We start from the raw sequence: 13,082 nt of genomic DNA, 5'->3' as shown, positions 1-13,082 counted from the left end.
CACCCCCCCCTCTACACTTTTCCCCCCCCCCCCCCTTTTCCGATGTGGTCCCCGTAAACGGCGCGAGGCCCGGCCCCTGCTGGGGTCCGGGCCTCGCGCCGTACTCGGTCCTGCGGGTGCAGTGGGCCTTAGAGCCCGGCCGCCTTGCGCAGCGCGTCCACGCGGTCCGTGCGCTCCCAGGTGAAGTCCGGCAGGGCACGGCCGAAGTGACCGTACGCCGCGGTCTGGGCGTAGATCGGGCGGAGCAGGTCCAGGTCGCGGATGATCGCGGCCGGGCGGAGGTCGAACACGGCGCCGATGGCCGCCTGGATCTTCTCCTGGTCCACGGTGTTCGTGCCGAAGGTCTCCACGAAGAGGCCCACGGGCTCGGCCTTGCCGATCGCGTACGCGACCTGCACCTCGCAGCGGGCCGCGAGGCCCGCTGCCACGACGTTCTTGGCGACCCACCGCATCGCGTACGCGGCGGAGCGGTCGACCTTGGACGGGTCCTTGCCGGAGAAGGCGCCGCCGCCGTGGCGGGCCATGCCACCGTACGTGTCGATGATGATCTTGCGGCCGGTCAGGCCGGCGTCGCCCATCGGGCCGCCGATCTCGAAGCGGCCGGTCGGGTTGACCAGGAGGCGGTAGCCCTCGGTCTCGAGCTTGATGCCGTCGTCGACGAGGGCCTTCAGCTCCGGCTCCACGACGAACTCGCGGATGTCGGGGGCGAGGAGCGACTCCAGGTCGATGTCACTCGCGTGCTGCGAGGAGACCACCACGGTGTCCAGACGGACCGCCTTGTCACCGTCGTACTCGATGGTGACCTGCGTCTTGCCGTCGGGGCGCAGGTAGGGGATGGTCCCGTTCTTGCGGACCTCGGTCAGGCGGCGCGAGAGCCGGTGGGCGAGGTAGATCGGGAGGGGCATCAGCTCGGGCGTCTCGTCGCAGGCGTAGCCGAACATCAGGCCCTGGTCGCCCGCACCCTGCTTGTCCAGCTCGTCTTCGTCACCCTCGACACGGGACTCGTACGCCGTGTCGACGCCCTGCGCGATGTCCGGGGACTGCGAGCCGATGGAGACGGAGACACCGCAGGAGGCGCCGTCGAAGCCCTTCTTCGAGGAGTCGTACCCGATCTCGAGGATCTTGTTGCGCACCAGCGTCGCGATGTCCGCGTACGCCTTGGTGGTGACCTCGCCGGCCACGTGCACCAGGCCGGTGGTGATCAGCGTCTCGACTGCGACCCGGGAGGTCGGGTCCTCGCGCAGAAGCGCGTCGAGAATGGTGTCGCTGATCTGGTCAGCGATCTTGTCGGGGTGACCCTCGGTCACGGACTCCGAGGTGAACAGGCGACGGGACACAACGCTCCCTGTGGTTGCAGCGGCTGCTGGCTGATCATTGACGGACCGGCCGGAGGCTGCGCCCGGCAATGTCCGAGACCAGTTTATCGGTCGTGCCCGGCCGCCGGACCACGTGTCTCGACACATGGGACCCCCTGTGACCTGGGGCACTGGCATTCTGCGGTACGGCGATCGGCCCGCGCCAGGTCCGCGGACCCCGAAAACACGGGGTCCGCGACGTGCGGCGGAAGGGTATCGCTGTTCACCCGGGCCGCAACTCGGGTCGCCGTTCGAGTGAACGATGACACGATCGACTGTCTGCCCTTCGGCGTGTCGCGCCACCGCACCGGCCAATGTCCGGGCCCTGGGCGACTGCCAGGGGGCGGACGTCGCCGCCCACTCAGGCGAGGCGCTCTGCGACCAGGTCCCACACCGTGTCCGCGAGCGCCTCCTTGGGGCCGTAGGGCACGGGGGTCTCGCTGCCGTCGGCGCTGAGCACCACGGCCTCGTTCTCCCCGGAGCCGAAGGTCTTGTGCTCGCCGACCTCGTTCACGACGAGCAGATCGCAGCCCTTGCGCTGCAGCTTGGTACGGCCGTTTGCCAGTACGTCGTCGGTCTCGGCGGCGAATCCGACGATCACCTGGCCGGGGCGGGGCCGGTCGGCGGAGATCTCGGCGAGGATGTCCGGGTTACGGACCAGGGCGATCGGCTCCGGGTCCTCGCCGTCCTTCTTCTTGATCTTGCCCGTGGCGTACGCCGCCGGGCGGAAGTCGGCCACGGCGGCGGCCATGACGACCGCGTCGGCATGGGCCGCGGCCTTGATCACGGCCTCGCGGAGCTGGACGGCGGTGCCCACGGGGACGACCTCCACGCCCGCCGGGTCGGGCAGCCCGGCGGTGTTGGCGGCGACGAGGGTGACGCGGGCCCCACGCGCCGCCGCGGTACGGGCGAGCGCGTACCCCTGCCTCCCGGAGGACCGGTTCCCCAGGAACCGGACGGGGTCGAGCGGTTCACGGGTGCCGCCCGCGCTGACGACGACGTGGCGGCCTGCCAGGTCGGTCGCGTGCGTGCCGCGGGCCAGTGTCCGGCGGCAGACCTCGAAGATCTCCACGGGATCCGGGAAGCGGCCCTTGCCCGTGTCGACGCCGGTGAGGCGGCCGACGGCGGGCTCGATGACGACGGCGCCACGGCGCCGCAGCGTCGCGACGTTGTCCTGCGTCGCCGGGTGCTCCCACATCTCGGTGTGCATGGCGGGGGCGAAGACCACCGGGCACCGGGCGGTGAGCAGCGTGTTCGTGAGCAGGTCGTCGGCGAGGCCGTGGGCGGCCTTGGCGAGGATGTCCGCGGTGGCGGGCGCGACGACGACGAGGTCGGCGGTCTGCCCGATCCTTACGTGCGGGACCTCGTGCACGTCCGACCAGACCTCGGTCGCCGCGGGATGGCCGGAGAGCGCCGACCATGTGGCGGCGCCGATGAAGTGCAGCGCGGACTCGGTGGGCACGACGCGTACGTCGTGCCCCGACTCGGTCAGCTGCCGCAGCAGCTCGCATGCCTTGTAGGCGGCGATGCCACCACTGACGCCCAGAACGACCTTCGGCTTGTCCACCGTCTGCTCTTCTCCCTGCCGGCCCGCCGGCTCCCGGCCTTCCGACCTGCCGACCTGGTGACCTGCTGACGAACGCGTACCCACTCATGACACACCACAGGCCCGGCAGTCGAGCTGCCGGGCCTGTGGTGCCACGAAACGCCCCCTTGGGCGCTCCGGAAAACGCCTTACTGCGCCGGGCCCTCGACGGACTCGGAGGTCAGCAGTCCCGCGTTGATCTCGCGCAGGGCGATCGAGAGCGGCTTCTCGTGCACGTGCGTGTCCACGAGGGGACCGACGTACTCGAGGAGGCCCTCACCGAGCTGCGAGTAGTACGCGTTGATCTGGCGAGCACGCTTGGCCGCGTAGATCACGAGGCTGTACTTCGAGTCGGTGGCCTCGAGGAGCTCGTCGATCGGCGGGTTGATGATGCCCTCGGGCGTGGTGATGGAAGAGGACACGCTCTACCTTCCGATGGATGGGAAAACCAGAAAGATCAAACAGTGGAGTCCGGGGATCCGGGGTTGCTCCCCACCGGGCTCGTCCGCCCGCTGTGGGGCGGTCCCCGCCGGGCGTGGATCCCTAGTCCCCAGAAGACACCGGCATCAAGGCTAGCAGCTCACGCGCCACGTCCTCGACGGAGGTGTTGACCAGGGTCATGTCGAACTCGGACTCGGCCGCGAGCTCGACCTTGGCTGCTTCCAGACGGCGCTCGATGACCTCGGGCGGCTCGGTGCCCCGTCCGGTCAGCCGGCGTACCAGCTCGTCCCACGAGGGGGGAGCCAGGAACACCAGCAGGGCCTCCGGCATGGACTCCCTGACCTGGCGCGCGCCCTGGAGGTCGATCTCCAGGAGGACGGGCTCGCCGGTCTCGAGCCGCTCGAGCACGGCCTGGCGCGGGGTGCCGTAGCGGTTGCCCGCGAACTCGGCCCACTCCAGCAGCTCGCCGTTGGCGATCAGCTTGTCGAACTCCTCGTCGGTGACGAAGAAGTAGTGGACGCCGTTCCGCTCGCCGGGGCGCGGCTTACGGGTCGTCGCCGACACCGAGAGCCACACCTCGGGGTGCTTTGCGCGCATATGAGCGACGACCGTGCTCTTGCCGACCCCGGAGGGGCCGGAGAGCACGGTCAGCCGCGGACGTACGTCCGGGGGTGCGGGGGTCGCCCCCCGGGTTGTTGCAGCCATGCAGTGATTATCCAGGTTCTCAGGGGTGCCCGAGAACGTCAGGCGGCACCGCCGCCGAACTCGCGTTCAAGCGACGCGATCTGGTTGGAGCCGAGGCCGCGCACCCGACGGCTCTCGGAGATACCCAGTCGCTCCATGATCTGCTTGGCGCGGACCTTGCCCACGCCCGGCAGGGACTCGAGGAGGGCGGAGACCTTCATCTTGCCGATGACGTCGTTCTCCTGGCCCTGCTTGATGACCTCGTGAAGGGAGGCGCCGGAGTGCTTGAGTCGATTCTTGACCTCGGCCCGCTCCCGGCGAGCCGCGGCGGCCTTTTCGAGCGCGGCTGCGCGCTGTTCGGGGGTAAGGGGCGGAAGAGCCACGCCTACGTCACCTCGGATGTCGAACTGTCGGATACGGACCGGTGAGGAACCTAGTCGCCCCACACCTGGGGAGCAACGAGCAACGCTTTGCCCGTGCACTCTCGACGGAGACTAGCGGCCAAGTCCGCCGGAGTCAGCGAGAACAGACGAAAAGTCCTGGTCAGCCTCCATTGAACCCGACATATCGGGCATATTGCCCAGGATTTGAGGGTGTATTCGCACGGAGCTCGGGCCGCGAGGCCCTGGAACGGGGAGTTCGGGCGTCCTGTGCGGCACCCGGAAGCGTCGCGCAGGACGCCGAAGAAACGCTTCCTTGCCGCCGAGCTGCGGGGTGGGGCGGACAGGGGCAGGCCCGGACCGCGGCCCCCTGCGTCCGTCCGCAGCACCGCCCGGCGCGACAGACGCCACAGTGGCGGCGCGGTGACGTGCCGGGCCGGGCCGGTGACGTGCCTCCGGTCCAGGGGCCGGGCCGGTCGGCGAGCACCGAGGCGAGGACACCGGTACCGGGCCGCGGTGGGCGATGCCCACCGCGGCAGGACGAGCCACCAAGCGATACGCGGCCCCGGTGTCACGTCTCGGCCCCGGACCGGTCAGCGAGCCCGACCGATGCAGGCCGCCATCCATGCCGCGGGTCCTCCAGGCCTCCAGGCCTCAGAGGACCCTTGCCACGGCACGACAGAAACCGGGCCGCATCGCACACCGCGCGGGGTGCCACGCCTCGGCTCAGGACCGGCCGACCAGGGCCGTGCCGTGCCCGCCCTGGCGGGCACGGCACGGCCCTGGGATGAGCCGACGCGGGTGTCGCGGTCTCAGCCGTGGGCCCGGGCAGTAAGGGCCGGGGTTATGCGAGCCAGTACCGGGAGCGGATAAAGGCCGTAGTGGTAGAAGTCGACCGCGTCGGCCGTCGTGGTGCTCGCCTGGATCTTCTCCGCGAGGTGGGTGCCCGTCGAGGTGTCCGGGTTGCCCGGGCGCAGGACCGCCCGCAGCTCGGGGCCGTCGCCGATGGCGGCCCGGTAGGCGGTGAGGTCCTGGACGATCCTGTCCGGGTCGCGGGCGTATGCCAGTACGGCGTACCCGGCGGCCGAGGCGGCCACGGCTGCCGGGTCCACGCCGCAGCGCCATGCGTCGTCCACCGCGGGGCCGCCCGTGGGCAGGCCGTCGGCGTATCCCTTGGCCGCCCCGATGAGGTCGATGAAGACGAGCCGTGAGCCCTCGTCCGCCACGGCCGACGCCACTGTCGCCACCAGCGAGCTGACCGTTTCCCGGCGGCCGGTCGCGTAGTCGGCCACGGACCGTCCCACCTGTTCGGCCAGCGCCGCCGGGCTGAGCGGCCCGGGCAGCGGTGTCGCCCCGTCCAGCACCCGCTCCACCGCGCCGGCGGCCTCCGCACGTGCGGACTCGGCGTCCACGCCGTCCGCCCCGGCCCGTCGGAGGCAGTGGGCGCAGAAGCAGAGGCCGAGCAGGAAGTCCTCCACGGGACCCAGCCCGACGAAGTCGCGCTCGTGGTGGTAACCGTGCCCGAACAGGCCGAAGTGGAGCGACTCCGCGACGACCGCGTCCACGCCGGTGCGGGCGACGGAGCGGGCCAGCGCGGTGGCGTAGTCGCGTACGTCCGGGTGGGCGGGGCACAGGTCTGCGGGTGCCGCGCGGTCGCCGAAGCAGTTCTCCTGGGTGATGTCCGGGTGGGCCAGCCCGAGCGTGGTGTTGTGCAGGAACACCGTCCAGCCGGACAGCCCGGCGCCGCGCTCGGCGGTGAGGCGGCGTACCTCGCGCAGGGGCTCGTCCTCGGCCCCGTCCTGGACCGGCGGCTGGAGCCGCAGCCCGTCGAAGAGATCCGCGGGAGGGACGAAGTGCACCCCGTCCCGGCGCAAGGTGACCCGTGACGAGCCGTGCGGCGTGACGTCGCGTGCCCGGTGGTAGGCGGCGGCCAGCGTCAGGCCGCCGCAGCCGTACTCACCGAGCACGCGGTCGAGCACCTTTTCCGGCCCCTCACCGCGCAGGTCCTCGATGAACGCGTAGAGGGACGTCTCCATGTGCACTCCCTGATGACTCGATGACTCGATGGCTCGGTGACTCAATGGCTCGGTGACTGTTGATGACTGGATGGCTCGATGACTCGCATGAGTCGATGACGACGAATCCAGGGCCTCAGCGGGCGGTGTCGCGGCCCCGAGGGGATCCGAGCACCCGCGAGATCTCCAGCCCCGTCCTGGCCACGACGGGGGCGACCTCACGGACCCGGGAGGGCGTCATCCGGGTGGTCAGCCCCGAGACGCTGAGCGCGCCCGCCACGCCGTCCGTGTGGTCGAAGATCGGCGCGGCGACGCACCGCACCTCCGGTTCGTTCTCGCGGTCGTCGATGGCGTAGCCCTGGCGTCGTACGCGTTCCAGTTCGGTGCGCAGCCGCGCCGGGTCGGTGACGGTGTGCTCGGTGACACGCGGCATCCCCGCGGCCACCACCAGATGGAACGCCTCCTCGTCGAGCCAGGCGAGGATGGCCTTGCCGACGGCCGTGCGGTAAGCCGGGACCCGGCTGCCCACGCGGGAGGCCATGCGTACGTGGGCCTCGTTCTCGACCTTGTCGATGTAGACCACGTCCGGGGGCTCGTAGACCACGAGATGGCACGTCTCGCCCACGGCCTGCTGGAGCAGCCGGAGGGGTTCGGCGGCGACGGTGCGCAGGTCGAGCGATGACAGGTAGGCCTGGCCGAGCCGCAGTGTGCCGTGGCCGAGCCGGAACCAGCCGGTGTCCCGGTCGCGGACCAGCAGGTCGGCCTCGATGAGGGGCGTGGCGAGCCGCAGCACGGTGCTCTTGTTGATGCCGAGGTCCTCGGCGATGCGGCTCAGGGACATGCCCCGGCCGGATCCGGCGTGATCACGGACGTACGCGAGGACCACGAGCGCTCGGCGGAGCGACGTCGACTGGTTGCGGGGAGCCGGTGTGGTCGTCATGTGGTACTCCTCGGCAGCAGGCCGCGGGCCACCGTGGCTCCTGCGGCTTCGAGGTGCCGCCCCGCGCGGGCCAGGGAGATCTCGTGGTGGCCGGGGAACAGCGCGTCGACGTCGAGCGTCGCGAGCCGCGCGAGGCTTGCGGCGTACTCCGGAACCCTGCAGTCGTGCAGGTTCTGCAGCGAGACCCGGCCGCCGGTGAAGACGCAGTCCCCGGAGAACAGCGCCCGGTGGCCGGGCGCTGTGAGCAGGAAGCACAGGTGGCCGTCCGCGTGACCTGGCGTGGCCAGCGCCCGGAGTGCCACGCCGCCGCCGAGGTCGATGTCGTCGCCGTCGAGCAGGGGCGCGACGCCGGGGCAGGGCGGGAACGTGTAGTCGGGCGGGTACACGCCGGCCGCCTTGCCCCGGTCGAGGCTGAGGCGTGCCTCGTCCGCCTCGGCGATCCACGTGTGGGCCGGTGCCCCCGCCAGCACGCGCATTCCCGGCAGCCGTCCGGCCAGCGCCGCGGCGCCGCCCGCGTGGTCGGCGTGGCCGTGTGTGAGCAGCAGGTACTCCGGATCGGCGCCGGCGTCGGCCACGTTGCGCAGGACGGCGTCGGCGGAGGGGCCGACACCGGCGTCGACCAGGGCGGCGCTGTGTGCGCCGCGGACCAGGTAGACGTGGCAGTCCAGCGGATCGGTGAGGTCGAACCCGGCGGCTCCGCTGCCGACGAGGGTCACGTACGTGTTCAGTGGCACGGCACCGTTCAGCCTCACGGCGCCTCCGTCTCTGCGGCCCGCGTGCCGACGGCTGTCGACCCGGCTTCCGACCCGGTGCCGGGGCCGACCGCCCGAGCCTCGCCCTCGCCCTCGCCCTCCTCGCCCGGCACGGCATCCGCGGGCCTGAGGTGGCGCAGCGTTGCCGTCACGATGCCGGATGCCAGGGTGACGTCCGCAAGGGCCACGGACTCGGTCGCTGAGTGGGCGTCCGTGACAGAACCCGGGCCGAAGACCACGGACGGTATGCCCGCGCGTGCGATCTTGCTGGCGTCGGTGCCGAAAGGCATGCCTGTCACGTCGTGCGGCAGGCCGTGGTCCGCCAGGACCTGGCACAGGGTGGCGACGACCGGGCTGGTGGCCGGGGTGTCGAGGGCGAGATCGACGGTGAAGGGGGCGTCCACCTCGACCGGGCCGCCCAGGGCGGTGAGTTCGGCCCGGTCCTGGCGCCAGACTTCCGCCGGGTCCTCGCCTGGCAGGGTGCGCCTGTCCACATCGATCTCACAGGTGCCCGGGACGGTGTTCGGCCCGGTGCCGCCGCGTATGCGCGTCACGCACCGCGTGGCCGTGCCCAGCAGCGGGTGCGCGGGCGTTCCCGGGGCCGTGGCGGCGAGGTGCACGATGACCGGGGCCATCAGCGACACGGCGTTGACGGCGTCCCCGGGCCGGGAACTGTGTCCGGCCCGGCCCGTCGTACGGACCGTGTAGCGCACGACGCCCTTGTGCGCGGTCACCGGGGCGAGCCCGGTGGGCTCGCCCACGATCGCGCCGACGACCGTCCGCCCGCCCAGGTGCTCCAGCAGACCGAGGACGCCGCGGTAGGCGTGCTCCTCGTCGCAGACCCCGGCGAGCACGACACTGAACGCGGGCGGCTCGCCGCGGGCGAGCTCCGCGGCGGCCAGCATCAGCGCGGCGAGCGGCCCCTTGGCGTCGCACGCGCCGCGCCCGTACAGGCGGCCGTCGCGCACCTCACCGGCGTACGGATCGACCGTCATGCCGTCGGTCTCGACCGTGTCCAGATGCGATTCGAGCAGCACGGCTCGCTCGTCGCGGCCGGGTACGACGGCGACCACGTTGCACCGGCCCGGCAGCACCTCCTCCAGCGTCGCCCGTACGCCCCGGTGGGCCAGCCAGTCGTGGACGAACCGCGCGACCGCCGTCTCACCACCCGGGCCCGGGGCACCCGGCGCGGCGTGCCCGTCTCGCGGGTTGACGCTCGGGATCGATACCAGCGCTCGGAGCAGCGACTCCACGTCCTCGTCGGTGGCCGTCATGCCCTGCGCTCCGGCTGTCACGTTCTGTGCTTCGGCCGTCACGTTCTGCGCTCCCTTGCGTAGACCAGCAGCAGCGCGATGATCAGCACACCGAGAACGACCTGGCGGAGGCCCTCGGACATGTTCCAGGACGTCAGCAGCGCGGTGAGGAGTGTGAGCAGCAGCGCACCGGCCACCGTGCCCAGGACGTGGCCGCGCCCGCCGAGGATCGATGTGCCGCCGAGCACCACGGATGCGATGGACAGCAGCTGGTACGGGCTGCCCATGGTGAGCGAGCTGGTGCCGGTGAATCCGAGGAGGACGAGGCCGGCCACCCCGGCGAGCAGCGCGCAGGCCGGGTAGGCGATGAACGTCGTAGCGCCGAGTGGCACGCCGGAGGCGCGGGAGGCCGGCTCGCTGGTGCCGAGCGCGAAGATGTACCGGCCCGTACGCGACAGATGCAGCGCCCACCCGGCGACGGCGGTGATCACCAGCCACAGGACGAAGGCGAGCGGCACGCCCAGAACCCTGCCGTTGGCGAGCGAGTCGAGCAGCGGCACCTTCGCCGAGCTGGGTGAGCCGTCGGTGTAGACGAGCAGGCCGCCCGAGATGATCGTGCCCGTCGCCAGTGTCATCACCATGGGCGGCACCCGCAGCCACACCACACCGGCGGCGTTGACGGTGCCGACGAGGACGCTGAGGGCCAGGGCCGCCGTGATGCCCGTCGCGCCACCGGGTCCTGAGGCCACCTTGGCGCACACGACCGCCGAGAGGGCCACCACGCCCGACACGGAAAGGTCGATCCCGCTCATCATGACGACGAGCGTCTGGCCTACCGCGACGATGCCGAGGAACGACGCCGTCTGGACGAGGAAGCGGAAGCTGGAGGCGGTGTCGAAGCCCGATGCGAACAGCACGGCCGCGATCCAGGTGACCGCGAGGACGGCGAACGCCAGACCCGCGCGGGAGCCGCGCAGCGCCTCCAGGAGCCGTGGTGCGGTGACGCCCGGCACGCCGACGGGCCGATCGGATGACGCACTCATGCCAGGGCCTCCTTGTCGGTCGTGTTCCTCGTCAGGAACGTCTTCAGCGCGAGCGCCGCGATGAGGACCACGCCCTGGAGGATGAGCTGGTAGAAGGGCGAGATCCCGGTGAACAGCAGCAGATTGGTGAGCAGTCCGATCACGAGTGCGCCGAGCACGGTCCCGCGCATCCGGCCGACGCCGCCGAAGAAGCCGATTCCGCCGAGTACGGACGCGGCGATGGAGTTCAGCGTGTACGGCGTGCCGATGGTGGGGTCGGCGGAGCCGGTCTGGATGGCCAGGCCGATCCCGGCGAGCCCGGCGAACACGCCGGCCAGCGCGTATCCGCCGATCTTCACGCCTCGCGTGTGGAGGCCGCTGGCGTACGCGCCGTGTTCGTTGCCGCCCACGGCGTACAGGGCCAGGCCGTGCCGGGTCGTGCGGAAGAGACGCCACAGTGCGAGGGCGACGGCGATCGCCACCGCGGGGAGCGCGATGCCGTACCAGCCGTTGTTGTAGGCGTCCACCAGGCCCGCCGGCACACTGCCGCCGGGCTGTGGCAGGACGACCAGGGTGACGCCGGCCCACAGGAACGACGCCGCCAGGGTCACGATGATGGGCGGCAGTCCCGCGTACGCGACGAGCGCCCCGTTGACCGCGCCCGCCACGACGGCCGCGCACAGGGCGAGGATCGCCGCCAGGACGACGTCTCCGGCGCTCCGCGCGTCGGACACCGCGAACACCGCCATGGCGATCCCGAGCACCGCACCCAGCGAGAGGTCGATGCCGCCGAGGAGCATCACCGTCGTCTGGCCCGCGGCGGCCAGGATGAGCGGCAGGAACTGGGCCGAGAGGATGGTGACGGAGGCGGGGGTGAGGAAGCTGGAGTCGTAGCGCTGGTAGGCGACGAGCAGGACGAGCAGCAGTCCGAGCAGGCCGAGGATGTCCGCGTTGCCGCGGGCGGCGGTCCCTATACGGTCACGCACGGGCCACGCTCCCGGGTATGTCCCCGGCTCCGCCCGCGGACCCGGCCGGGGCGGCTGCCGAGGATCCGGCGGAGGGCGGGACATCGGGCAGCGCGGCGCCGTCGGTGTCTTCACCGGAAGCGTCGGCGACGCCGCCGGCGTCCTCGCCGGAGGCCTTCGCGGCAGCGCCCGTGACCGAGGCCCGGACCAGACTCTCCTCCGTCAACTCGCTGCCCGCGAGCCGTTCGACGATCGAGCCCTCGTACATCACCGCGACCTCGTCGCAGAGGCCGACCAGTTCCATGGTGTCTCCCGAGGTGACGAGCACCGCCATGCCGTCGTCGGCGAGGCGGCGCAGCAGGTGGTAGATCTCCCGCTTGGTGCCGACGTCGATGCCGCGCGTCGGTTCGGCGAGCAGCAGCACCCTGGGCTCGGTGGGCAGCCACTTGGCCAGGGCGACCTTCTGCTGGTTGCCGCCGGACAAACGGCGGGACTCCTGGTTCGGCGACGACGCCTTGATGCGCATGCTGCCGGTCAGTTCGGCCACGAGCCGGGTCTCCGCGCCCCGGGCCACGGTGCCCAGCCGGTTCGCCGGCGCCAGTCGGCGCAGGTTGGTGAGGGCGAGGTTCGCCCGGACGCTCTGTGCGACGTGCAGACCCTCGGTCTTGCGGTCCTCGGGGACGTACGCGATGCGGTGGCGGATCGCCTCACGCGGCGAGCCGATCCTGCAGGGCCGTCCGTCGAGTTCCAGCCGCCCCGTGTGACGCTCGAGGCCGAACAGGGCGCGCAGCACATCGCGTTGGCCCTGCCCCTGGAGGCCGCCGAGGCCGATGATCCTCCCCGGGCTGAGATCGAGGTCGACGCCCGAACAGGCGCGGGGGACACTGAGCGCCCGCACCCGCACCGCGGGCTCCGCGGTCTTGGTGGCCGCAGCCTGCTTCGCGGGGAAGAGGTCGGACAGTTCGCGCCCCACCATGAGCCGGACGATGTCGTCGTGATCGGTGCGGTCGCGCTGCCTCGTGGCCATGACCTCGCCGTCCTTGAGGACGGTGAGGCGGTCGCTCACCGCGAAGAGCTCGGCCATCCGGTGGCTGACGAAGATCACCGAGCCGCCCTGGTCGCGCAGTTCGCGCACCACCCGGAAGACGGCCTGCACCTGGTCCTCGTCGAGCGCCGACGTGGCCTCGTCGAGGACCAGCAGCCGCGGCCCGGATGCCAGTGCCTTGGCCAGTTCGACCAGTTGCTGACGGCCCAGCGGAAGCCGGCCGACCCGGGTACCGGGGTCGACGTCCAGGCCCACGCGCTCGAGCAGCGGCTGGGCGCGGGCCGCCAGGTCCCGGGCCCGCACCAGCCCCCGACGGCTCGGCCAGGCGCCGAGGAACACGTTCTCCGCCACGGTCTGGTGGGGATTGAGGCTCAACTCCTGGTGCACGGAGCTGATTCCGGCGGCCCGGGCTCGGTGCGGCGACCACGCCCGGACCGGTTCGCCGTCGTACAGGATCCGGCCCGAGTCGGGAGAGAGCAGGCCCGTGATGAGCGAGAGCACGGTGCTCTTGCCGGCCCCGTTCTCCCCGACCAGGGCCAGCACCTCCCCGGGCTGGACGTCGAAGCTCACCTCACGGAGCACGCGGTTGCCCGCGAACGACTTCGACACCTGATCCACGTTCAGCACTGTCACGGCTGCACTCCT

At 71.7% G+C, this 13,082-nt stretch carries 12 protein-coding genes; all 12 read right to left on the bottom strand.

What is annotated here, in order from left to right; translation table 11 throughout:
- Window positions 1-128 precede the first annotated feature (128 nt).
- Entirely contained in the window at window positions 129-1,337 is a 1,209-nt protein-coding gene (gene metK / locus ACWD4J_RS07555) for a methionine adenosyltransferase (protein WP_451394353.1), read from the bottom strand.
- A gap of 379 nt (window positions 1,338-1,716) precedes the next feature.
- A complete protein-coding gene (gene coaBC / locus ACWD4J_RS07550) occupies window positions 1,717-2,922 on the bottom strand; it encodes a bifunctional phosphopantothenoylcysteine decarboxylase/phosphopantothenate--cysteine ligase CoaBC (RefSeq protein ID WP_451394352.1) in 1,206 nt (401 codons plus the stop codon).
- Window positions 2,923-3,089: 167 nt separating this feature from the next.
- Window positions 3,090-3,362 (bottom strand): DNA-directed RNA polymerase subunit omega, encoded by a 273-nt coding sequence (gene rpoZ / locus ACWD4J_RS07545; protein WP_067276962.1) that lies wholly within the window; start codon window positions 3,360-3,362, stop codon window positions 3,090-3,092.
- A gap of 121 nt (window positions 3,363-3,483) precedes the next feature.
- Window positions 3,484-4,086 carry a guanylate kinase gene (gene gmk / locus ACWD4J_RS07540; RefSeq protein WP_451394351.1) on the bottom strand — a complete coding sequence of 201 codons (603 nt, stop codon included), beginning with the start codon at window positions 4,084-4,086 and terminating at the stop codon, window positions 3,484-3,486.
- Between the two features lie 38 nt (window positions 4,087-4,124).
- A complete protein-coding gene (locus tag ACWD4J_RS07535) occupies window positions 4,125-4,448 on the bottom strand; it encodes an integration host factor (RefSeq protein WP_005319887.1) in 324 nt (107 codons plus the stop codon).
- An 809-nt stretch (window positions 4,449-5,257) separates the two neighbouring features.
- Window positions 5,258-6,481, bottom strand: coding sequence for a hypothetical protein (locus ACWD4J_RS07530; RefSeq protein WP_451394350.1), 1,224 nt, complete (start codon window positions 6,479-6,481; stop codon window positions 5,258-5,260).
- A gap of 115 nt (window positions 6,482-6,596) precedes the next feature.
- A complete protein-coding gene (locus ACWD4J_RS07525) occupies window positions 6,597-7,400 on the bottom strand; it encodes an IclR family transcriptional regulator (RefSeq protein WP_451394349.1) in 804 nt (267 codons plus the stop codon).
- Window positions 7,397-8,152, bottom strand: coding sequence for an MBL fold metallo-hydrolase (locus ACWD4J_RS07520; protein ID WP_451394348.1), 756 nt, complete (start codon window positions 8,150-8,152; stop codon window positions 7,397-7,399). Before ACWD4J_RS07520 ends, ACWD4J_RS07525 begins: the two co-directional genes overlap by 4 nt.
- Complete coding sequence (locus ACWD4J_RS07515) at window positions 8,149-9,468, bottom strand: M20/M25/M40 family metallo-hydrolase (protein ID WP_451394347.1); 1,320 nt, start codon at window positions 9,466-9,468, stop codon at window positions 8,149-8,151. Before ACWD4J_RS07515 ends, ACWD4J_RS07520 begins: the two co-directional genes overlap by 4 nt.
- On the bottom strand, window positions 9,465-10,448 hold the full coding sequence (locus ACWD4J_RS07510) for an ABC transporter permease (RefSeq protein WP_451394346.1): 984 nt from the start codon (window positions 10,446-10,448) through the stop codon (window positions 9,465-9,467). The genes ACWD4J_RS07515 and ACWD4J_RS07510 overlap by 4 nt, the downstream gene beginning before the upstream one ends.
- The gene (locus tag ACWD4J_RS07505) at window positions 10,445-11,413 is read right to left on the bottom strand and encodes an ABC transporter permease (protein ID WP_451394345.1); all 969 of its coding nucleotides are present in this window, start codon (window positions 11,411-11,413) and stop codon (window positions 10,445-10,447) included. The genes ACWD4J_RS07510 and ACWD4J_RS07505 overlap by 4 nt, the downstream gene beginning before the upstream one ends.
- Entirely contained in the window at window positions 11,406-13,070 is a 1,665-nt protein-coding gene (locus ACWD4J_RS07500; protein ID WP_451394344.1) for a sugar ABC transporter ATP-binding protein, read from the bottom strand. The genes ACWD4J_RS07505 and ACWD4J_RS07500 overlap by 8 nt, the downstream gene beginning before the upstream one ends.
- Window positions 13,071-13,082 lie beyond the last annotated feature (12 nt).

This window comes from Streptomyces sp. NPDC002577, from assembly GCF_053594815.1.
Note: the sequence above shows the minus strand (reverse complement) of the source record. Positions and strands in the feature narration are given on the sequence as shown.